Annotated in this window: 19 protein-coding genes, 2 tRNA genes and 1 pseudogene; 18 read left to right on the forward strand and 4 right to left on the reverse strand. The window is 60.9% G+C overall.

All coding sequences use genetic code 11. The annotated features are described in order from the left end of the window. The 3 genes and pseudogenes from ACTQXM_RS02420 to ACTQXM_RS02430 form a co-directional block, all read right to left on the reverse strand. Window positions 1–253: pseudogene (locus ACTQXM_RS02420) on the reverse strand (hypothetical protein); the annotation flags it as partial. A gap of 257 nt (window positions 254–510) precedes the next feature. Then, window positions 511–1929 carry a citrate synthase gene (locus tag ACTQXM_RS02425; protein ID WP_441048324.1) on the reverse strand — a complete coding sequence of 473 codons (1419 nt, stop codon included), beginning with the start codon at window positions 1927–1929 and terminating at the stop codon, window positions 511–513. A 74-nt stretch (window positions 1930–2003) separates the two neighbouring features. Then, window positions 2004–2291, reverse strand: a complete 288-nt coding sequence (locus ACTQXM_RS02430) for an ACT domain-containing protein (RefSeq protein ID WP_006235289.1) — start codon at window positions 2289–2291, stop codon at window positions 2004–2006. A 349-nt stretch (window positions 2292–2640) separates the two neighbouring features. Between ACTQXM_RS02430 and rpmE the strand changes: the two genes are divergently transcribed. The 14 genes from rpmE (at window position 2641) to ACTQXM_RS02500 (ending at window position 18694) form a co-directional block, all read left to right on the forward strand. Next, window positions 2641–3066, forward strand: a complete 426-nt coding sequence (rpmE, locus tag ACTQXM_RS02435; protein ID WP_154516018.1) for a 50S ribosomal protein L31 — start codon at window positions 2641–2643, stop codon at window positions 3064–3066. A gap of 191 nt (window positions 3067–3257) precedes the next feature. Next, window positions 3258–4361: a hypothetical protein gene (locus ACTQXM_RS02440; protein WP_441044638.1), complete on the forward strand. Its 1104-nt coding sequence runs from the start codon at window positions 3258–3260 to the stop codon at window positions 4359–4361. Beyond that, window positions 4348–4620, forward strand: a complete 273-nt coding sequence (locus ACTQXM_RS02445; RefSeq protein ID WP_427794657.1) for a hypothetical protein — start codon at window positions 4348–4350, stop codon at window positions 4618–4620. Before ACTQXM_RS02440 ends, ACTQXM_RS02445 begins: the two co-directional genes overlap by 14 nt. A 156-nt stretch (window positions 4621–4776) precedes the next feature. Continuing rightward, window positions 4777–7584, forward strand: coding sequence for a preprotein translocase subunit SecA (gene secA / locus ACTQXM_RS02450; protein WP_441537444.1), 2808 nt, complete (start codon window positions 4777–4779; stop codon window positions 7582–7584). Next, complete coding sequence (gene prfB, locus ACTQXM_RS02455; RefSeq protein WP_441042315.1) at window positions 7584–8732, forward strand: peptide chain release factor 2; 1149 nt, start codon at window positions 7584–7586, stop codon at window positions 8730–8732. Before secA ends, prfB begins: the two co-directional genes overlap by 1 nt. A 162-nt stretch (window positions 8733–8894) precedes the next feature. After that, a complete protein-coding gene (locus ACTQXM_RS02460; RefSeq protein WP_441537445.1) occupies window positions 8895–9785 on the forward strand; it encodes a YitT family protein in 891 nt (296 codons plus the stop codon). Window positions 9786–9992: 207 nt separating this feature from the next. Continuing rightward, window positions 9993–10823, forward strand: a complete 831-nt coding sequence (locus tag ACTQXM_RS02465) for a transketolase (RefSeq protein ID WP_441537446.1) — start codon at window positions 9993–9995, stop codon at window positions 10821–10823. Between the two features lies 1 nt (window position 10824). Continuing rightward, window positions 10825–11766 carry a transketolase family protein gene (locus ACTQXM_RS02470; RefSeq protein ID WP_427747708.1) on the forward strand — a complete coding sequence of 314 codons (942 nt, stop codon included), beginning with the start codon at window positions 10825–10827 and terminating at the stop codon, window positions 11764–11766. A gap of 450 nt (window positions 11767–12216) precedes the next feature. Further along, window positions 12217–13434, forward strand: coding sequence for a cell division ATP-binding protein FtsE (gene ftsE, locus ACTQXM_RS02475; protein ID WP_441537447.1), 1218 nt, complete (start codon window positions 12217–12219; stop codon window positions 13432–13434). Beyond that, the gene (ftsX, locus tag ACTQXM_RS02480; RefSeq protein ID WP_154515997.1) at window positions 13421–14341 is read left to right on the forward strand and encodes a permease-like cell division protein FtsX; all 921 of its coding nucleotides are present in this window, start codon (window positions 13421–13423) and stop codon (window positions 14339–14341) included. The genes ftsE and ftsX overlap by 14 nt, the downstream gene beginning before the upstream one ends. A gap of 267 nt (window positions 14342–14608) precedes the next feature. Beyond that, window positions 14609–16744: a ribonuclease R family protein gene (locus ACTQXM_RS02485; protein ID WP_441537448.1), complete on the forward strand. Its 2136-nt coding sequence runs from the start codon at window positions 14609–14611 to the stop codon at window positions 16742–16744. A gap of 174 nt (window positions 16745–16918) precedes the next feature. Next, window positions 16919–17446: a recombinase family protein gene (locus ACTQXM_RS02490; RefSeq protein ID WP_441537449.1), complete on the forward strand. Its 528-nt coding sequence runs from the start codon at window positions 16919–16921 to the stop codon at window positions 17444–17446. A gap of 199 nt (window positions 17447–17645) precedes the next feature. Beyond that, complete coding sequence (locus ACTQXM_RS02495; protein ID WP_441537458.1) at window positions 17646–18212, forward strand: VanZ family protein; 567 nt, start codon at window positions 17646–17648, stop codon at window positions 18210–18212. Between the two features lie 116 nt (window positions 18213–18328). After that, window positions 18329–18694 carry an arsenate reductase family protein gene (locus ACTQXM_RS02500; protein ID WP_427717859.1) on the forward strand — a complete coding sequence of 122 codons (366 nt, stop codon included), beginning with the start codon at window positions 18329–18331 and terminating at the stop codon, window positions 18692–18694. Between the two features lie 212 nt (window positions 18695–18906). On the opposite strand, the gene ACTQXM_RS02505 is transcribed toward ACTQXM_RS02500, so the two are convergent. After that, window positions 18907–19170, reverse strand: coding sequence for a hypothetical protein (locus ACTQXM_RS02505; protein WP_441537450.1), 264 nt, complete (start codon window positions 19168–19170; stop codon window positions 18907–18909). A 258-nt stretch (window positions 19171–19428) separates the two neighbouring features. Between ACTQXM_RS02505 and ACTQXM_RS02510 the strand changes: the two genes are divergently transcribed. From ACTQXM_RS02510 to smpB, 4 genes are all read left to right on the forward strand, one after another. Further along, a tRNA-Gln gene (locus ACTQXM_RS02510) sits at window positions 19429–19502 on the forward strand. A gap of 17 nt (window positions 19503–19519) precedes the next feature. Next, window positions 19520–19596, forward strand: a tRNA-Glu gene (locus ACTQXM_RS02515). A gap of 95 nt (window positions 19597–19691) precedes the next feature. Next, window positions 19692–20609: a hypothetical protein gene (locus ACTQXM_RS02520; RefSeq protein ID WP_427727424.1), complete on the forward strand. Its 918-nt coding sequence runs from the start codon at window positions 19692–19694 to the stop codon at window positions 20607–20609. Continuing rightward, complete coding sequence (gene smpB / locus ACTQXM_RS02525) at window positions 20599–21069, forward strand: SsrA-binding protein SmpB (RefSeq protein WP_006235325.1); 471 nt, start codon at window positions 20599–20601, stop codon at window positions 21067–21069. The genes ACTQXM_RS02520 and smpB overlap by 11 nt, the downstream gene beginning before the upstream one ends. The last annotated feature ends 8 nt before the right edge of the window (window positions 21070–21077 follow it).

The following is a 21077-nucleotide window of genomic DNA, read 5'->3' on the forward strand; positions in this document are numbered from 1 at the left end:
GCTCCGGGCAGCGCACCCTGCAGGGCGCGTACTCCAGGTAGCAGGCCGAGCGCGCCAGGTCCATCGCCCTCCACAGCCTGGGGGCCCCGCGGTTCGCCATGTCGTAGAAGTCGCAGGCCCTGCCGCATACGGGGCAGCGGCGCTGCTCGCGCTTGTGGGGCCGGACGCTCACGACGATGCGCTCGGCCTCGATGCGCGCGCCCAGGACGACCGTGCGGGCCAGACCGAGGGCGAGAAGTAGTAGACTCTTCATGCGTCACGCCTCTTCGGTTGTCTGAATTTGGCTTAGCAATCATAGGCGGATGACGCGGAAACGGCCCCTCCCGGGGCCGTTTCAGTTCCAGATCGTTGTTTTCGCCCGCTGAGCTGGGCCTATGCCGGAATCTCTCCCACAGAAACCACCGAAGAGCCAAAAACAATCATTCGATGCAGCCCTTTCTGCTGGCATAAAAAGCGTGGCCGAGGGCGGTGATGCCCTGGCCACGCTCGTGTTCTATAACGGTGCGCGTCCTAACGGTCGGCGAGCGGCTTGTACTCCAGTGGCTCGATTACCGGACGGTATGCCGGGCGAATAATACGATGCGCGCAGAAGAGCTCTTCCATGCGGTGCGCCGACCAGCCTGCCATGCGCGCGACGGCGAACAGCGGCGTAAAGAGCGTCTCGGGCACGCCGAGCATCTTGTAAATAAAGCCTGTATACAGGTCGATGTTGGCACAGATGGGTTTGGTCATGCCGTGGTCCCGCATCACCTGCGGCGCTAGGCGCTCAATACGCTCGATGAGCGCGAACTCCTCGCCCAGGTCCTTCTTGGCGGCCAGCGTGCGCGCGTAGTGGCGGCAGACCTCGGCGCGCGGGTCGCTGAGCGTGTAGACGGCATGTCCCATACCGTAGATGAGCCCCGTGCCGTCGAAGGCCTGCTTGTCCAAGATCTTGCCCAGATAGGAAGCGACCTCGTCGTCGTCTTCCCAGTTGGAAACGTGCGCGCGAATGTCCTCGTGCATGGATACGACCTTGGCGTTGGCGCCGCCGTGGCGTGGGCCCTTGAGCGAGCCGATGGCCGCGGCGTAGGCCGAATACGGGTCGGTGGCCGACGACGACAGTACGCGGCAGGCGAACGTGGAATTGTTGCCGCCGCCGTGCTCGGCATGGAGCATAAGCATCACGTCGAGCAGCATCGCCTCGTCGCGGGTAAACGCCATGCCGCCGCGCAGCACCTGCAAAATGGTCTCGGCCGTGGACAGGCCGGGCGTGGGGTGCGGCACATGCACCTCGGAGCCGCGACGCTTGGCGACCGAAGCCATGTGCGCGAAGGCGGCAATACGGGGCAGACGGGCGAGCATGGAGATGGCAACATCGATCTCGTGCTCGGGGGTGATCACGTCGGGCTCGGCGTCGAAGGCATAGAGCAGCAGCACGGCGCGCTGAAGCACGTTCATGATGCTCGACGACACCGTGGTCATCGGGAATTCCTTAACGTACTCATCGCTCAGGTGCCTAAACGCGCCCAGACGCCCGCAAAAGCCGTCGAGCTCATCCTTGTTGGGCAGCGAGCCCGTGATGAGCAGGTAGGCGACTTCTTCGTAGCCGTAGCGGTTCTCGGCCTGGGCATTGTTGACCAGATCTTCGATGCTGTAGCCACGAAGCGTGAGCTTACCCTGATCGGGCACAGCCTTTCCGTCGACCTTGTTGTAGCCGTGCACGTCCGAGATACGGGTGAGGCCCGCGACCACGCCCGATCCGTCGGCATTGCGAAGACCGCGCTTAACATTGTGCTCGACAAACAGGCCCTCGTCATAAGGCTCGGTGGGCATGCCGTAGTATAGATTTTCGCTTTCGGGCGAAATCTGGCGGCTTGCTTCGTAGTCCAAGACCAGGCGGCTCAGGTGGTCGTCGAAGCGGTAATAGATTTTCTTGGCGTCGTAGGCCATGCGCGCTCCTCTCCGGGCCATGTGGCGACGTTGCGCCTGGGCGCACGTTGGGCCGTCGTCACGCAGCCTGTTCGCTACAGGCGGTACATAAAGTTAAAGACGTCCTCGCGCTGGATGGACACGTTGACGCCCGAAAGCTCGCCGGCCTCGGCCAGGGCCTTCTGCAGCTCGGCGAAGTCGAGCTTGGACTCGGCGGTGTCGGCCAGCATGGTCATGGTGAAGATGTCCTCGATAATGGACTGCGTAATGTCGCGGATGTCGACATTGGCTTCGCCCAGGACGCGGGTGACGCCGGCGACAATGCCGGGGCGGTTCTTGCCAAGGACGGTGATGACGATACGGGAGGACGAGATCTCGGCCATGGGAAACCCTTTCGCGTGTTAGCGGCGCGCGGCGGCGCTCCGCTACGGTACAGTGTTCATCATTGTACCTGTCCCGTGCAAAAAGGGGCACCTTTGCTGCGGCGTTACACGTCTGCAACATGGAGCGCTTGTCTCGTAGGGTGTATTTTTGGCACCCTGGACAGCTCGGGCGGCTCTGTTGGCGCCGCGATCGGGCAGATTCGCCTGTGCACTCCGGCGTAAAGACCGTGAACCTTTTGTGGGACGCTCGACGCCGTGGTAACATAGCCGAGTTTGTTGTCTTGGTCGGAAACCAAGACGCCTTATGCGCTGATCGGTAACCAGCGCCTGACCAATAAGGAGTCCTACCATGAAGCAGGGTATCCATCCCCAGTATGTCGAGTGCACGGTGACGTGCTCCTGCGGCAACACCTTCAAGACGCACGCTACCGTGTCCGAGATGAGGGTCGAGCTTTGCAACGAGTGCCACCCGTTCTACACCGGCCAGCAGAAGTTCGTCGACACCGGTGGACGCGTCCAGCGCTTCGCCGACAAGTTCGGTGGCGCCGCTGCCGCCCAGCTCAAGAAGGCCGAGGAGGCCAAGGCTGCCAAGGCCGCCAAGGCTGCTGAGGCCGAGGCCGCTCGCAAGGCCGCCGCTGAGGCTAAGGCTGCCGAGAAGGCCAAGCGTGCCGCTAAGTTTGCCGAGGAGGCTGCCAAGCAGGCCGCCGAGGCTCCCGCAGAGGCTCCCGTCGAGGAGGCCGCTGCCGAGGCCGAGACCACCGAGGCTGCTGAGTAAATAGCTCGCCGAGGAATCGCTCGCATTCATGGCAAAAGGGCCGTGCATCCAATTGGGTGCACGGCCCTTTTCTTATCGACGCAAAGTAGCACGTCCTCTTTGCACCGAACGGTGGGGATTTTTCGTTTGCCCAGATAAAACCTGCCAAAATAAACCTGTCCCTTTTTGGCAGGTAACCGATAGGAGGCTACGTGGACACATCGACGTCCTTGGGCAATCGCGAGCTCGCGGTGGCAAAGAAGCGTGCGCTCGATGCTGCCTATTTTAGGAAGGGTATCGCTGTCGCGGCGCTTTCGAGCTGCATGTATGCGCTGTACACGGCCTTTGTTACCGCCGGTCAGCTCTTTGGCGTTTGGGCCGGTTGGTTCGATGCATTTGCTCCCTCCGGCCTTTTGGCGGTATTCATCTTGCCCACGATCGCCTCGGGCGTCAATGACGTGTTGAGTGCCGTCTGGGCCACGTTTTTCACTGCCGGTCAGGGCAAACTCGCCGACCTAGGCCGCTGCATCGCCTCAAAGCCCGGCGTCATCGTTATCGCCGCCGCCTTCATTGGCGGGCCCATCGCTTCTGCCGCCTACGTTATCGCGCTTTCGCAGGCAGGCACGCTTGCCGTGCCCATCGCCGCGCTCAACCCCGCGATCGGTGCGGTGCTCGCCCGCGTGCTCTACCGACAGCCGCTTAGCCCCCGTGTCGTCACCGGCATCGTTGTCTGCGTGGTCGCCGGCGCTATGATCGGTAGCGCCGGCCTGAGCGGGCAGGCATCTTTCGGCATGGCGCTTGGCTTGGGCCTGGCGCTGTTAGCCGCCCTGTGCTGGGGCGTCGAGGGATGCGTGGGCGGCCGCGCCACCTGCATGATCGATCCTCAGATCGCCATCAACATCCGTCAGCTTGTCTCGGGCGTCGGCAACCTGTGCTTGGTACTGCCGGCCCTAACCTTGGCATGCGGAGAGCCCCTTGGTCAGAGTTACGTCCTTGTCGCCCAAGCGCTCACCGACAAATCCTCCGTCGTGTTTTTCGCCTGCTCCGGTTTTGCCGCCTACTTTTCGTTTATGAGCTGGTATCGCGCCAACTCCATGTGCGGCACGGCGCTGGGCATGGCCATCAACGGCACCTATACCTTTACAGCGCCGCTGTTTACGTGGATTATCGTCGGCCTGGTCTTGGGCTTTGACGGCTACGCGCTTCCGTCCGTTGCATGGGTGGCGGCCGTCGTCAACCTCGTCGGCATTTGCCTGATCGCCGTGAATCCCCTCGACATGGTTAAAAAGGACGGTGATCGGGATGCTTCCGCTTAACTATGCCATGCTCGATTATTTTGTTTGCCATGACGAGGCTTGCGTCGATGATGTGATGGCCGATCTCGCGGCCGAGTATGCATCGTTTGCCGCCTTTGCAAGGCCGCGCATGCAGGAGGCGCTCATGACCGCGCACAAGAATGGCCTGATTGACGAGGCGCGCTTTGATTTGAATGCCGAAGGCGAGCTTCGCGTCTACTATCGGGCGAGCGCCGAGCAGCGCAAAGTTATCGGCGCCTATCTGGGCCGTAGCCACTAAAATAAAACGTCCCTTTTTGGCAGGTCGGTCGTAGTTATTACGTGGGGGATGAGGTCGAGCGTATAGCGTGCGTCCCGTTTGGCTAAAGTACAACTATCTGTGTTTAACTCGCCCAGTGCAGTGCGCTACGGGCGATGGCCAAAAAAGGAAAACCACATGGGATTCATGTCAAAGCTGCTGTCCTTTGGATCCGATAAGGACCTTAAGCGCTACTACAAGATCGTTGACCAGATCAACGGGCTTGAGCCTCAGTTTGAGAAGATGACCGAGGAGGAACTTCGCGGCCAGACCGATAAGTTCCGCGAGCGTTATGTTAACGGCGAGTCGCTTGACGACATGCTCCCCGAGGCCTTTGCCACCGTGCGCGAGGCTTCAAAGCGCATCACGGGCATGCGTCACTTTGACGTACAGCTCATCGGCGCCATGGCGCTGCACGAGGGTCATATCGCCGAGATGAAGACCGGCGAAGGCAAGACGCTCGTCTCCACCCTGGCCGGCTATCTTAACGCCATCGCCGGCAAGGGCGTGCATGTCGTTACCGTCAACGACTACCTGGCAAAGCGCGACTCCGAGTGGATGGGCCGCATCTACAAGTATTTGGGCATGACCGTCGGCCTGCTGCAGAACAACATGCCGCTCGAGCTTAAGCGCCCGGCCTACCAGGCCGATGTCACCTACGGCACCAACTCCGAGTTTGGCTTTGACTACCTGCGCGACAACATGGTCACCCGCCCCGAGCAGCGCGTCCAGCGCGGCCACAGCTACGCTATCGTCGACGAGGTCGACTCCATCCTGATCGACGAGGCCAGGACCCCGCTGATCATCTCGGGCGCCGGCACCAAGTCGGCCAGCACCTACAAGGACTTCGCGCGCGCCGTGCGCGGGCTGGAGCGCGGCGAGGACGTGTCGCACGATATGCTCACCGCCACCGAGGACGTGGAGCCCACGGGCGACTACGTCATGGACGAGGCCAAGCACACCATTGCCGCCACCGAGCGCGGTCTCAAGAAGATCGAGCGCCGCCTGGGTATCGAGGACATCTACGCCGACCTTTCGGGCCAGCTGGTCAACCACCTGCAGCAGGCGTTGAAGGCCCAATACATGTTCCACCGCGACAAGCAGTACGTCGTTACCAACGGCGAGGTCAAGATTGTCGATGAGTTCACCGGCCGCATCATGGAAGGCCGCCGCTACTCCGAGGGCCTGCACCAGGCCATCGAGGCCAAAGAGGGCGTGCTCGTGCGCGAGGAGAACCAGACCCTTGCCACCATCACCCTGCAGAACTACTTCCGTCTGTATGACAAGCTTTCCGGCATGACCGGTACGGCGCTTACCGAGGACGCCGAGTTCCGCGAGATCTACAAGCTGCCCGTCGAGGTCATTCCATCCAACAAGCCCGTGCAGCGTGTCGATCACGAGGACCTGGTGTACCGCACCATCCAGGCCAAGTACAACGCCGTTGCCGATGATGTCGAGCAGCGTCACGCCAAGGGCCAGCCGGTCCTGGTCGGTACCGTCTCCATCGAAAGCTCCGAGAAGCTGTCGGCCGCCCTTACCAAGCGCGGCATCGCACACGAGGTCCTCAACGCTAAGCATCACGAGCGCGAGGCTCATATCGTTGCCCAGGCCGGACGCTACGGCGCCGTGACCATCGCCACCAACATGGCCGGTCGTGGTACGGACATCTTGCTGGGCGGCAACCCCGACGAGCTGGTGCGCGAGCGCCTGGAGTACGAGGGCCTGACCATGGAGGACGTGACGCCCGAGCAGCTCGAGCAGTTTAACGCCGAGGCCAAGGAGACCTGCAAGGCCGAGCGCGAGCGCGTGCTTGCCGCCGGCGGCCTGACCGTCATCGGTACCGAGCGCCATGAGTCCCGTCGTATCGACAACCAGCTGCGTGGCCGTTCTGGCCGTCAGGGCGATCCGGGCGAGACCCAGTTCTACCTGTCGCTCGAGGACGATCTGATGCGCCTGTTCGGTGGCGACAAGATGGACCGCGTCTCCAAGATGATGGTCACGGCAGAAATGGGCGACGACATGCCCATCCAGCACAAGATCATCTCCAAGGCCGTCGAGAGCGCCCAGCACAAGGTCGAGAGCATCAACTTCTCCATGCGCAAGAGCGTTCTTGAGTACGACGACGTGATGAACAAGCAGCGCCAGGTTATCTACGCCGAGCGCAACAAGATTCTGGACGGTAAGGACCTGACCGACCACATCACCGAGGTCATGCACGACACCGTGTACCGCTGCGTGCAGGAGTTTTGCACTAAGGACAGCCACGACGGCGAGCGCGACCTCGATGGCCTGCGCAAGTGGGTGGTGGAGCTGACCGGCCATATCGATACGCCCAAGTTCCCCGACGAGGATTACGAGGCCCTTGCTGCCGATGTCCTAGCCTACGTCGAGAAGTGCTACAACATGAAGGCCGAGCGCCTGGGTGAGGACCTCATGCGCGAGCTCAACACCCAGGTCATGCTGCGCGTCATCGATACCCGCTGGATGAACTACCTGCAGGAGATGGACTACCTCAAGACCGGTATCGGACTGCGCGGCTTTGGTCAGCGCGACCCGCTGGTCGAATACAAGACTGAGGCCTATGGTGCCTTCCAGATGCTCGTTGACACCATGTACGAGGATTACCTGCGCACCGTCCTGCGCATCGAGATCAAGGCCGCCCCGCAGGCTGTGGAGCGCAAGGAGGACCCCGCGCTCGAGGGTGCGCGCTTCTCCGGCCCCGCCGACGTCGATGGCGACAACGGCAACTCGGTCCTGCGCAAGGAGGCACGGGCACAGGCTCGCACGGCCGTCCAGGGCGGACCGGCAGCTGTCAACAACGGCGCTAAGGTGACCACCTACCGCAAGTCCGAGAGCGACGACCCGTATGTCAACGTGGGTCGCAACGAACCGTGCCCTTGCGGCAGCGGCAAGAAGTTCAAGTACTGCCACGGCAGGAATCGTTAATGGCCGAGGCTTTAGAGGTAACGCCCGCCGAGCTGGACAAGTTTGCGGACCGGCTCGGCGAGGTCGAGTCGTATCTTCATTTGGACGAGAAGCGCACCCACGTGACCGAGCTTGAGGCCAAGAGCGTCGCTCCCGGCTTTTGGGACGACGCCGATGCCGCTCGCGCCACGATGGAAGAGATTGCGCGCGCCAAGGAGGATATCGCCGCCGTGGATACCGCGCGCGGCGAGCTCTCCGATGCCCGCGCGGCGCTGGAACTTGCCGAGGAAATGGGCGATGACCCCGATGCCGCTGCACTGCGTGAGGAGGCTGCCGCCACGGCTGATCGTCTGGCTCGCGCCATCGATGAGCTCGAACTTTCGAGCTGGTTTACCGGCGAGTTCGATCACGGTGACGCGATTGTGACCATCAAGCCCGGACAGGGCGGCTTGGAGGCGCAGGACTGGACCTTCATGCTCTTTAAGATGTACATGAAGTACTGCCAACGCCGCGGCTGGAAGGTCACCATCAACGATTGCCCCGCTGCCGAGGTCATTGGCATTGATCGCGCGACCTTTACCGTTGAGGGCAAGGATGCCTTCGGTATGCTTCGTGCCGAGGCCGGCGTTCACCGTTTGGTGCGCATTAGCCCCACCGATGACAAGAAGCGTCGACAGACTACGTTTGCCGGCGTCGAGGTCATTCCGGTGCTGCCCGACGATATCGATATCGAGATCAACCCCGACGATATCCGCGTCGACGTGTACCACGCAAGCGGCCCGGGCGGCCAGGGCGTCAACACCACCGACTCCGCCGTGCGCGTGACGCATTTTCCCAGCGGCATTGTAGTGACCTGCCAAAATGAGCGCAGCCAGATTCAGAACAAGGCCGCGTGTATGCAGATTCTCAAGGCCCGCCTGTACGAGATTGAGCTCGAGAAGCGCGCCGAGGCGCTCGACGAGATCCGCGGTCCCAAGACCACGATTGGCTTTGGCAACCAGATCCGCAGCTACGTGCTCTATCCGTATCAGATGGTCAAGGACCTGCGCTCGGGCGTGGAGACCAGCAACGTCGACGCCGTTCTCGACGATGGCGACTTGGATCCGTTTGTGATCGGCTACCATCGCTGGGCTACCGGCAATGCTGATGCGGAGTCTCCGTCCGCTTAAGCCCCGGGTGAGTCACGGACCGACACTAAACTCTGGACAGGCGGTTTTATATCCAGAGCAAACCCGCCGCGGGGTGGTTTTTCCTCGGCGAATCGGTAGAATCGAATACGGTAAGAAGTTCAATGCGCACCCAAGGGGGTGCGCTTTTTTGAGGGAGGTAGCATGGCATATCGTCTGGATATCAAGCGCATTCTTTCAATGAACTTCTTCCGCGATCTACCCCAGATCATGCTTGGGTGCGCTTTGGCGGCCATCGCGACCGACCTGTTTTTGATTCCCAACGGTCTTGCCGCCGGTGGCGTTACGGGCCTTGCGACTATTATCCAGGCGGTCGGTGCCGCGCGGGGCGTGTCGCTGCCCGTCGGTATCCAAACCATCGTGATGAACGCCTTGCTGTTGCTGGTCGTAATGCGCGAGGGCGGCATGTTCTATGTGGTACAGACGGCGACAGGCTTTGTGCTACTGGGCTTCTTTACCGACCTGTTTGCCCCGTTTGTAGCGCCTCTGGCAGATGCAGACCTGATGCTTCCCGCTATGTGGGGCGGCATTATCACGGGCATTGGTTGCGGCATGGTGTTACGCGCCGGCGCCAACACCGGCGGCTCCGACACCATCGGCCAGATTATCTCACGTAATACCTCGCTGCCGGTGGGTTCGACCGTCATGGCGATCGATGTCGCCGTATGCGCGGCATCGGCCCCCGTCTTCTCTCTGGAGAACGCGCTGTATGCAGGGCTTTCGATGGTAATTAGCGGCTATGTGATCGACGCTGTGGTCGATGGCGGCAACAAGCGCCGTATGGTGCTCATCATCTCGGAGAATTTCCCCGATATCGCGGCCGATATCATGTATGGCCTGGGTCGCGGCTGCACTAAATTTAAGGCGACCGGCATGTATTCGGGCGCGGAGAAGCCGGTGATTATGGTGATCGTTAGCCGCCGCGAGCTCAATACACTCAAGACCATCGTGCGCGAGCGCGATCCTCAAGCTATCGTGACGGTCGCCGACGTTACGGAAGCCTTCGGCGAGGGGTTCAAGGACATTAACGCGTAGGGCAGACTGCGCTCCATCCAAAAGACGTTCACATTGATAAACCGATTCATCAGCGGGTCTGCCAGCTAAATTATTCAAATAATGATAAAAACTCTGGTAAAGCCTTCAGTTTCCAGCATAATGAATGGCGCACGTGCATTGCGGCTGGGTTGGGATTACCTTCTGCGCCGTGCGCATCTTGTCTAAAGAGGATGAAAGGAAGGCACAATGAGCGACGAAGAGCTCAAAAAGGTTGCCAACGAGGTAAGGAAGGGCATCGTCACCGGCGTGCACGCTGCCAAGTCCGGCCATCCGGGCGGTTCGCTCGGCTCTGCCGACATCATGACTTATCTGTACTTTGAGGAAATGAATGTCGACCCGGCCGATCCTCGCAAGGCCGACCGCGACCGCTTTGTGCTCTCCAAGGGCCATTGCGCTCCGGGTCTGTACGCCGTGCTCGCCGAGCGCGGATTCTTCCCCAAGGAGGACCTCGAGACGCTGCGCCATATCGGCAGCCACCTGCAGGGCCACCCCAACATGAACGACACCCCGGGCGTCGACATGTCCACCGGCTCGCTGGGCCAGGGCATCTCCGCCGCCGTGGGCATGGCCGTCGCCGCCAAGCACTGGGGCGATATTTACCGCACGTACGCCCTGCTGGGCGACGGCGAGAGCGAGGAGGGCCAGGTCTGGGAGGCCGCCATGTTTGCCGGCAATCAGCAGCTCGACAACCTCTGCGTGATCGTTGACCACAACGGTCTGCAGATTGACGGTCCCGTCGAGGAGGTCAACGATCCCATGCCGCTCGCCGACAAGTTCCGCGCCTTTAAGTTCCACGTGGTGGAGCTCGCCGACGGCAACGACTTCGGTCAGATTCGCGCCGCCTTTGCCGAGGCTCGCGCCACCAAGGGTCAGCCTACCGCCATTATCGCCGAGACCATGAAGGGCAAGGGCGTTTCCTTTATGGAGAACCAGGTTGGTTGGCACGGCAAGGCCCCCAACGATGAACAGTTTGAGCAGGCCATGGCAGAGCTCACGGCCGCCGGAGAGGAGCTCTAGGATGGCAGACGTCAAGAAAATCGCCACGCGCGTAAGCTACGGCGAGGCCCTCGTTGAGCTCGCTGCCGAGCACGACGACTTTGTGGTCCTCGACGCCGACCTGGCTGCCGCCACGCAGACCGGTAAGTTTAAGGCCGCCTGCCCCGACCGCTTCTTCGATGTGGGCATTGCCGAGAGCAACCTGATGGGTGTCGCCGCCGGTATCGCGACCACCGGTCGTACTGCCTTCGCGAGCACCTTTGCCATGTTTGCCGCCGGCCGCGCTTTTGAGCAGGTCCGTAACTCCATCGGCTATCCGCACCTCAACGTCAAGATCGGCGCCACGCACGCCGGTATTTCGGTGGGCGAGGACGGCGCCACGCACCAGTGCTGCGAGGATATCGCCCTTATGCGTGTTATCCCTGGCATGACCGTGATTGTCCCGGCCGACGACGTGGAGGCCCGCGCCGTGGTCCGCGCCGCCTACGAGTGCGACGGCCCCGTGTACATGCGCTTTGCCCGTTTGGCCTCGCCGGTCATCAACGACCCCGAGACCTACAAGTTCGAGCCGGGCCGCGGCATCGTCATGCGTGAGGGCGCCGATGTGACCATCATCGCCTGCGGCCTGATGGTTGGCGAGGCTCTCGAGGCTGCCGAGCAGCTCGCTGCCGAGGGCATCGACGCCGAGGTCATCAACATGCACACCATTAAGCCCATCGACGCCGATCTGATCGTCAAGAGCGCCGCCAAGACCGGCCACGTCGTGACCGTCGAGGAGCACTCCGTGATCGGTGGCCTGGGCAGCGCCGTTGCCGACGTGCTCTGCGCTCAGTGCCCGACGCCGCTCAAGAAGATTGGCGTCAACGATACCTTTGGCGAGTCCGGTCCGGGCGCCGAGCTCCTGCACAAGTACGGCCTGGATGCCGCCAACATCGTGGCAACCACCAAGGAGTTCTTGGCCTAGGGCAAGACGAGGCAAAGTATCGCTTTAGCAACCGTAAGCAAGCCAGAACAGGGGCGCCCCCAAAGAGGGCGCCCCTGTTTTTGTCGGTAACAAACAAATTAGGCCCGCACCAAGCAAGGGCTTCCTCAGGGAAGCGGGCCCAGGCCAGCAAAGTGCAACTCAGCCCTTCCAACTTTGTATATGCAGCACCCCAAGAAAAACGCGGCGACTCCTTAGTAGCCGCAGGCCGCGCACAGGGCTACCTCCCAAATCATTCCGCAGGACGGAGGAGTCCCCGCAGTGCGAAGCGCGCAGCGGGGACTCCGACATGTCCGAGGACGATTTGGGAGGTAGCCCTGTGCGCGGCCGGTGAGACCAAAACCCTGCCATGCTTCTTATGTGCAGCGAAGCTAATGCTGCTAAAATACAAAGCGCTCATGTAGTTTAAACGCACGATGATAAGGAGCACCAGTGGGTAACCACTTCCGTACCTCCGGTGCGGGCGATGAGGCCCCCAAGACACGGCAAGGTGTCCCGGGCACACGTTTCGCCACTCCGGATTCAGAGGGCCAGCATATTGCCCAGGCCCCCGCACAGCCGGCAGATCAGGCACGGCCGGCATCCGATCCCTTTGCCTACAATCCCCCCAGCGATGTCGAGCTTTCTGCCGCTGCGGGCTTTGAGCCCGTCCAAAAGGTGACTGCTCGCGTGAACCAGCCTCAGACGTCAGCCGAGCCTCAGCCGACCATGGCGGGCATTCCCGATCCCATGGTTCCTGCTACGCCCGCGCCGCAACCGGCGCAGTCCGGCCTCTTTGCCGGCATTCCCGATCCTACGCAGCCCGCTGCGCCCATGGTCGAGAATGATCAGGCTGCCGAGGTCGCAAGTCTTGACAATGCGCTCAACAACCCCGATTTTACGTCGGTGTTCGCGCCTATCGATCCGCAGGCAAGTCGCAAGAAGATGGCCAAGCAGGCCGGTGTCGAGCCCGTCATTCTGATGGAGCATGTCACCAAGATCTACCCGGCACAGCCCAACAAGCCCGCACTCGACGACATCAACATCGAGATCTATCCGGGTGAGTTCGTCTTCTTGGTCGGTCATTCCGGATCGGGTAAGACCACGCTGCTTTCCACGCTCAACCGTGATGTCAGGCCTACGAGCGGTCGCATTTTGGTCGCCGGTCAGGATCTCATGAAAATCAAGAACCGCAAGGTTCCCTTCCTGCGCCGCCAGATTGGCGCCGTGTTCCAGGACTTTAAGCTTTTGCCGCAAAAGACCGCCTATGAAAACGTGGCGTTTGCCCTGCAGTGCATAGGCAAGCCCAAGGGCGTCATTCGCAGCCAGGTGCCCGAGGTACTGCGTCTGGTCGGCTTGGCCGATCAGATGGACTCGCTGCCCGATCAGCTTTCCGGCGGCGAGCAACAGCGCGTGGCCGTCGCCCGCGCCATGGTCAACCGTCCGCCGCTGCTGATTTGCGACGAGCCAACGGGCAACCTCGACCCGGCAATTTCGCTCGGCATCATGAAGCTGCTCGAGCGCATTAACCGCACCGGTACGACCGTGATCGTGGCTACCCACGATCGCGAGATGGTCGATAGTATGCATCGTCGCGTGATCGCCCTCGAGGGCGGCCACGTAATCCGCGACCAGGAGAGGGGAGGTTACGGCAACTATGGCACCAACTAACGTGGGCTATTCGCTCAAAGAGGCAATGAGCCACTTCTTCCGTAACTGGACCACCTCGCTCGGCGCCGTCATCACGATTTTTCTTTCGCTGTTTATCATCGGCCTGTTCATCATGGGTTCCGCGATGCTGAACTCCGTGATCGGCACCGTTGAGGACCAGGTTGTTATCAACGCGTTTATTAGCGATGACGCCGACCAGGCCGACGTCCAGGCTTTCGAGAGTGAGCTCAAGACGTGGAACAACGTTAAGTCCGTGACCTATAAGGACAAGGACGACGCGCTGGCCGAGTACACGAGCAAGATGTCGGGTAACGCCGACGCCACTCTGAGCGCACTTGATGGCCAGAATCCGCTGCCTGCTTCGTTCGCGATCGAGATGGACGATCCGTCCCAGGTCGAGAGCACGGCCAAGAAGCTCAAGAAGAACTCCGATTTCCAGAAGATCGCGGATGACGGTGACGTTGACGCGAGCGTTCTGTACGGTCAGGAGGAAGTGAGCCGCCTGTTCCAGGTGACGAACTACATCCGCATCGCTGCCGTTGTGCTTGTTGGTTTGCTGACGTTTATCGCGTTCATCTTTATCAACAACACGATTCGCCTGTCGATTACGGCTCGCCGCCGCGAGATTGCTATCATGCGCCTGGTGGGCGCCAGCAATGGCTTTATTCGCGGTCCGTTTATCACCGAGGGCGTGCTGCAGGCCGTTTTGGGCTCGCTGCTTTCCATCGGTGTTTTGGAGCTGCTTCGCAACCTGTTGGTTCCGCGTCTTCAGGAGAGCATTGGCTGGATGTCGTTTGCGCTGCCGATGCAATACTACCTGGTGACGTATGCCGCACTGATACTGGTCGGCGTGATCATCGGTCTCTTTGGTTCCGCCATTGCCATGCGTCGCTACCTGCGCGTGTAGACACAGCTGGAATTAGTTTTGCTAACGGGCCGTCCCGCTCTGGGGCGGCCCGTTTTTTGATCCCGTGCGACGGAGGAAAAGGGCTCACCGGCAGTTCGGCTTGTCTCGATAATTCGATTTTCTCCGTCACATAGGGATCATGACGCGAGGTGCGTGCCCTGTTGTTGATTGGGTAGACTCTTTGATGCGTGCGGTTTAGGCCTGCACGGTGTTTTGACATGATGCGGATGCGCCTGCGGGCCCCGCAACAGATAGTAAGGAGGCGCCATGGGGCGCAATAACAAACATAAGCGTAGCGCTCGCAACAAGCGCGCGCCAGTGCGTAGCGAGCGGCGTCCCAGCCTGACGGGCCGTGTGCAGCTCCATGAGCACAGCGCCTATGTTGTCACCGATAATGGCGACTATAAGGTTATGGGTCGCGGCAAGCGCGAGATTATGGACGGCGACATCGTGGCCGTGAGCATTAAGACCGGACCGCGCGGCGATCGCCGTGCCGTGATCGAGGGCGTTGTCGAGCGCGCGGCCATAAGCGTGGTGGGCACGTATCAGACGGCAGGCCCGCTCGGTGTGATCGAGCCGCTTGATTCGCGTCTCAAGGCCGATTTCTTTATTTTGCCCGAGGATACTTCGGCGGAGCGTTTAGGCGTGCATCCGGGCGATGCAGTCGTCGCACGCATTTTGAGCTATCCGACGCGCTTGGAATCGGGCACCGTGACTCTTGAGCGCCGTATTGGCGGCGACGATGCACCCGACTTGGGCGTTCAATATGTCATGGCTCGTTACGGCTATACCGATAGTTATCCCGAGACCGCCCTTGCCGAGGCCGAGGAGCTATCGCTCGACGTGGCGACAGCTCTTAAGGACCCACTTCGCCGTGATCTGCGCGACCGTTTTATCATCACGATCGATCCGGTCGACGCGCGCGACTTTGACGACGCCATCTCTTTGGAGCGCACGACGCAGGGCGGCTACAAGCTGGGTGTCCATATCGCCGATGTATCGCATTATGTGGCCTGGGACGGACACATCGACCTAGAGGCTCGCCATCGCACGACGTCGGTGTACCTTGCCGATCGCGTGCTCCCCATGTTGCCCGAGCGCCTGTCGAATGACCTGTGTTCCTTGCGCCCCGACGAGGATCGCCTGGCGTTTACCGTCGACATCGAGCTCGATGCGCAGGGGCACGTCCGCCACTACGATCCGTATCCCAGCGTGATTCGCTCGCGCGTGCGCATGGACTATGACGGTGCCGAGGCACTGCTGGTGCGTGCCGGTGCGGTGGAGTACTCCGTGTTGAAAGGTGCCGCCGAGGATGTTGCTGCAGCCGAGGCGTCGCGCGAGGAGGCGCTTGAGCGCGGTTTGACTGGCGAAGAGACTGCCCGCGACTACGACGTGGATCTGAGCGATTTCCTAGTTGCTGCCAACGAGCTTGCCGAGCGACGCCGTCGCATTCGCCGTGCGCGCGGCTCGGTCGACTTTGACACGGCGGAGATTCGCGCTTTGCTGGACGAGGACGGCGTTCCCGTGCAGATCGTGGCCCGCGAGCGCTCGTGTGCCACGTCGCTCATCGAGGAAGCTATGCTGCTTGCCAACGAGTGCGTTGCCGAGTGGCTGGCAGACCGCGATATTGAGGCATGCTATCGCGTGCATGAGGATCCCAGCCCCGACAGCTTGCACGGGGCCGCTGTGGCGCTGGCGCAGCTGGGTATCATCGACGATCGCCGCGCGGCCGGCATTGCCCTGGGAAGTCCCGATGAGCTGCAGGCGGCGGTTGACGCTGCCGCTGGCACGGCAAATGCCCCGCTTGTCAACACGTTGCTATTGCGCAGCATGCAGCGCGCGCTGTACAAGCCGCGCAACGAGGGCCACTTTGCGCTCGCCGCGCCGTGCTACTGCCACTTTACGAGCCCTATCCGACGCTATCCGGACCTTGTTGTCCATCGCGTGCTCAAATTGCAACTGGCGTATGAGCAGCTGGGCGGCAAGGATGCCTTGGCGCGCACGCCGCGGCTGATCGGCAAGGGTCGCGAGTCGCTGCCGCGCATCTTGCCGCAGATTTGCCGTGCATGCAGCGATGCCGAGCGTGCGGCGGACTCCGCCAGCCATGCGACGCAAAAGATCAAGATTGCCCAGTATTACGAGGATCGTCTGGGCGAGCGCTATGCCGGAACCATTTCGTGGGTCAGCAGCATGGGCCTCTTTGTGCGCCTCGACCTGACACAGGTCGAGGGCTTGGTCTCGATTAAGAGCTTGGGAAGCGAGTGGTTCGAGTTTGACGAGGACGCGCTCACGCTCACGGGCGTCGACACGGGGACTCGCTATGAGCTGGGGCAGCGCGTGATCATCGAGGTCTCGCGCGTCAACACGACCCGCGGGCACTTGGATTTCAGGCTTATTCATTAGCCGGAATTTGGTGATTGATAGAGAACGGGGCGGTCTTTTGGGGCTGCCTTTTTCGTGGCGGTTCAATCGTCTTGCCGCTCGCGCGCTTGCGTCTTCCGCCTGCTATAGGGGAGATAAAACCTACCAAAATAAACCTGTCCCTTTTTGGGAGGTTTACGAGAGAGCGGGGATGAGATGACAACGGTGTACGGGTATGCGCGGGTGAGCTCGCGTGATCAAAATCTGAATCGGCAGCTGGATGCGCTGGGCGCCTATGGCGTGGAACCGGCGAATATCTTTGCCGACCATGCGAGTGGCAAGGACTTCGATCGACCGCGGTATCGCGAGCTGCTGTGCGCGTTGGATTCCGGCGATGTGCTGGTGGTACTTTCCATTGATCGGCTGGGCCGTAACTACAGCGAGATCCTCGAGGAATGGCGGTGCATAACCAAAGAGCTCGGCGCCGCCATCGTGGTGCTGGACATGCCATTGCTCGACACGCGCGCCAGAGACTGTGGTGGGTCGGACGTGACGAGTACGTTGATTGCCGATATTGTTTTGCAGCTGCTGAGCTATGTGGCGCAGGTGGAGCGCGAGAACATCCACCGGCGCCAAGCCGAGGGCATTGCGGCGGCGCGAGCGCGCGGTGTGCGCTTTGGCCGGCCCCCGCAAGCCCTGTCCCCCGCAATTCGAGCTGGTACGCGATGCCTACGAGGCGGGTGATATCACGCGGAGTCAGGCGGCAAAGCGGCTAGACGTGTGCGTGGGGACGTTCGATCGCTGGATGCGCGAGATGGAGTAGGGGCGCCACGGTCCTTTGGCGCCCCGATTCGAACATTTTGGATTTCGCTACGGCGACAACTGCATTTGGGGGTACACTCGCTGCTGCTCAAAAAATGACGGAGGTTAGCCCTTGGCGCGTGTGGAGCACGTGGTCGGATGGATTTCGATTGTCCTGCTGGTCGTGACGCTGGCAAGTATTTGGATGCTGACGGAGCAAAACGTGGAGCAGACGTCGTCGCTCAGCGAGTCCACCGCGCGTGCGGTGGAAGGACGGGCCGCGGACGTGCGGCCCGACGCCACGCAGGAGTTCCAGGCGGGGGATGCCGTCGAGGGCACGGATTCAACGACTGCCACTGTTCATCCCGACCCGCTTGCGCCCGTTCGTCTGTGGATGGGTGCCAACATTCGTCGCGTCGCACATACCGTTGAGTTCTTCTTTGTAGGACTTTTTGCTTCGTTGGTGGCGGTGTGCTTGGATAAGCGCGTGTCGCCCACTCGATTACGGTGCGTGTCTGTCTTAGCCTTTTGCGCCGTCTGCTCTGTCGGTGACCAAGTGCACAAGATCTTTGTTCCTGGTCGTCATTTCGACATGATCGACCTGGGCTTCGATGCCGCGGGTTACGTTGTCGCCATGCTGTTGGTGCTGTTGGCCGCCGCGCTGGTTCAGTGCGCGACCTGTCCCATTGGCGCCCATGCGAGGCGCTAACCTCAAGATGGAAAATCGCGACCGCCTGTACGTCGGCGCTGGTTACAATATCGGCATCGGTCGCAGATGGCCATCGATGCGCTGTTTGCCAGACACTTGTCTTTTCTAAGAAGGGAATCCCCATGGCAGTGCTGTTTGTTGAATACCCCAAATGCTCGACGTGTAAAAAGGCCAAGGCCTGGTTGGACGAGCATGGGGTTGAGTACGTCGATCGCGATATTGTTACAGACAATCCTTCGGCTGAGGAACTTGCGACCTGGATTGCTCGTTCGGGGCTGCCGGTGCGACGCTTCTTTAACTCGTCGGGCATGAAATATCGAGAGCTTGGTCTGAAAGCGCGCTTGGATGCGGGTATGACGGACCAGGAATGCTGCGAGCTGCTGGCGACTGACGGCATGCTGGTTAAGCGCCCGCTGCTGGTGGGCGACGACTTTGCGATCCCCGGCTTTAGGGAAGCGGCTTGGACCGAGGCGTTGCTGTAGCGGCTTCGGAAAGTGCGTCCCATTTTGAGTGCTGATTCTGGGATGTGCTTTCCGGTTGAGGGCTCTATCGGAAATGACATCCCGTTTCGAGCGCTGATTCTGGGACACGGTTTCCGGTTGAGGGCTCGACGGGAAAGTGGGGACCAGTTTGAGCTTGAAATCTGGGATGCGCTTTCTTCCGGCGGGCCTACTCCAGGGCGGGCCTGCCCCAGTCAGTCCTTCAGCTGCGCCCATTCGTGTGGGTCGTAGATCTTTACGTGCTTGTCGGGCGTGTCGTTCCTGTACTCTTCGTCCATAAAGGGCAGGTATGCCTGAATGCCGGGGCAGATAAACGGAATTCGTTGCCGCTGCCGCCGCTCTCGCTGCCGCCGCTCCAGGTTCGTCTCGGATATGACGGTCGGCATGCCGGACAGCTCGACGAGACTTGCCTGGATGCGCTTGAGGTCGGGGAGCGCCGCATGCCATGACGTCCGCATGATCAAAAGATACTTCGATTGTGTTGCCTGGTGCTATCGTTTTCGCGTTAGTATCTGCCAACGGTTGACGGCTACCGCTCGCGGCGTTTTGCCCTTCGTGTACAGCGGTCGGCTTCACAGGTCCTTCACGGGCTGGACGAAATTAGGCCAATTTGACCGAATTTTAAAAAAGTCAAAATTGGGGCTTGCGTCACGGAGCGACTTCCCGTATATTTCTTTCTTGCGCAAAGGCACAGCCGAGCGCAGCGATGCAGTCATTGGGATGTCGTCTAATGGCAGGACAGCGGATTCTGGTTCCGTCAATGGGGGTTCGACTCCCTCCATCCCAGCCATTGCATTTGCTACATATGGCCCGTTCGTCTAGCGGTTTAGGACGCCGCCCTCTCAAGGCGGAGATCACCAGTTCGAATCTGGTACGGGCTACCACAAATTGAATGCCCGGGCCTCGCAAGAGACCCGGGTTTTGTGTATACACCGCATGTGTGGAATGAGCCGCGTTTCACCTGGACCGAGGAGTTGCCATGGACCTGCCCATCAGCCTACAAGACATTACGTATGCCGAGAATTACCTGGCGCAGGGAGACCTGGCCACGGCGACGCCGCTGCTGGAGCGTTTGGTGGAGCTCGCCGAGGAGTATATCGATGCCGAGTGCAAAACGGAGGAGAACCGCCAGTACTTTAGCTTCGATAGCAAGTTTGAGCGCCTGGCCTACCGCCGCGTGGAAAAGGATCCACGCGAGCTGGTGCAGGTCGAGGTGCCGTTTGACCGCCTGTACTCCGACATGGCGTTTGCCTACATCCGTCAGCAGGATTATGTGAGCGCCCGCAATGCCTTGATGCAGGCCGTGCGCTGGGACCCCATGAACTGCAACTACCGACTGGATCTGGCCGAGCTGTTCCGTGCGCTCGAGGACAAGCAGGAGTGGGCTTCGCTTTCGTTTTCGGTGCTGGAGCGTGCGAGTGACGGCAGGTGCGCCGCCCGCGCCTACGCCAACTTGGGCCAGTACTTTTTGGAGCCCGAGACCGAGAACGTCTCGGCGGCCGTGGGTTGCGCACGTCTGGCGCTGCGCTTGGCCCCTGGCGATTCACATACGACGCGCTTGCTCAGCAAGATCCATGCCACCTATCCGGATGCCGCCGACGAGAGTGATGAGCATGTGATGGGCGAGCTGGCGTTGCAGGGCGTACCGACCTCGCCTTCGGCCGAGATTGCCATTTGTCTGATTATGTGTGCGACCGACGCTGCGGGCGACGGTGACAAGCAGGAGGCTACACGCCTGACGGTCCGTGCCCGCGACCTGGTGGGCGAGGAGGCATGCGCGGCGATCATTAAGCTGGTGCGCGAAAGCGATGCCGAGCTCAACGCCGAGCGCAAGGCCAAACGCGAGGCTGCGAGCGGGAAAGCCGATGACGCCGAGGAGGCCGGCGATGCCCAGTAAGCGCGAGCGCAAGCTCATCTCCAAGAATCGTTCGGCGCATCACGAATACTTTATCGACGAGACATTCGAATGCGGCATTGAGCTGAGCGGTACCGAGGTCAAGTCGATTCGCGAGCGCGCCTGTCAGATTACCGATACTTTTGCGCTGATTCGCGGCGGCGAGTGCTGGCTGGTGGGTTTGCACATCCATCCCTATAGTCACGGTGGCGTGTGGAACCGTGATCCCGATCGCCGGCGCCGTCTGCTGCTGCATCGCAAGGAGATTGATTTTCTTGACGGCAAACTACGCAACCGCGGCTATGCACTGGTGCCGCTCGAGCTCTACTTTAATACCGATGGTCGCGTTAAGCTGCTGTTGGGCCTGGGCCGTGGCAAAAAGCTCTACGACAAACGCGAGGACATGGCCAAACGTGACGTTCAGCGCGAAATCGATCGCGCGCTTAAGGAGCGTAATCGCTAAGGGTTGAT

The sequence above is a fragment of the Collinsella sp. LCP19S3_D3 genome (genome assembly GCF_052121455.1).
Taxonomy (GTDB): domain Bacteria; phylum Actinomycetota; class Coriobacteriia; order Coriobacteriales; family Coriobacteriaceae; genus Collinsella.

Coding starts and splice junctions, on each gene's coding strand:
- ACTQXM_RS02425 (WP_441048324.1), bottom strand. CDS start 1,929: ATGGCCTACGACGCCAAGAAAATCTATTACCGCTTCGACGACCACCTG.
- ACTQXM_RS02430 (WP_006235289.1), bottom strand. CDS start 2,291: ATGGCCGAGATCTCGTCCTCCCGTATCGTCATCACCGTCCTTGGCAAG.
- rpmE (WP_154516018.1), top strand. CDS start 2,641: ATGAAGCAGGGTATCCATCCCCAGTATGTCGAGTGCACGGTGACGTGC.
- ACTQXM_RS02445 (WP_427794657.1), top strand. CDS start 4,348: ATGCTTCCGCTTAACTATGCCATGCTCGATTATTTTGTTTGCCATGAC.
- secA (WP_441537444.1), top strand. CDS start 4,777: ATGGGATTCATGTCAAAGCTGCTGTCCTTTGGATCCGATAAGGACCTT.
- prfB (WP_441042315.1), top strand. CDS start 7,584: ATGGCCGAGGCTTTAGAGGTAACGCCCGCCGAGCTGGACAAGTTTGCG.
- ACTQXM_RS02460 (WP_441537445.1), top strand. CDS start 8,895: ATGGCATATCGTCTGGATATCAAGCGCATTCTTTCAATGAACTTCTTC.
- ACTQXM_RS02465 (WP_441537446.1), top strand. CDS start 9,993: ATGAGCGACGAAGAGCTCAAAAAGGTTGCCAACGAGGTAAGGAAGGGC.
- ACTQXM_RS02470 (WP_427747708.1), top strand. CDS start 10,825: ATGGCAGACGTCAAGAAAATCGCCACGCGCGTAAGCTACGGCGAGGCC.
- ftsX (WP_154515997.1), top strand. CDS start 13,421: ATGGCACCAACTAACGTGGGCTATTCGCTCAAAGAGGCAATGAGCCAC.
- ACTQXM_RS02485 (WP_441537448.1), top strand. CDS start 14,609: ATGGGGCGCAATAACAAACATAAGCGTAGCGCTCGCAACAAGCGCGCG.
- ACTQXM_RS02490 (WP_441537449.1), top strand. CDS start 16,919: ATGACAACGGTGTACGGGTATGCGCGGGTGAGCTCGCGTGATCAAAAT.
- ACTQXM_RS02505 (WP_441537450.1), bottom strand. CDS start 19,170: ATGCGGACGTCATGGCATGCGGCGCTCCCCGACCTCAAGCGCATCCAG.
- ACTQXM_RS02520 (WP_427727424.1), top strand. CDS start 19,692: ATGGACCTGCCCATCAGCCTACAAGACATTACGTATGCCGAGAATTAC.
- smpB (WP_006235325.1), top strand. CDS start 20,599: ATGCCCAGTAAGCGCGAGCGCAAGCTCATCTCCAAGAATCGTTCGGCG.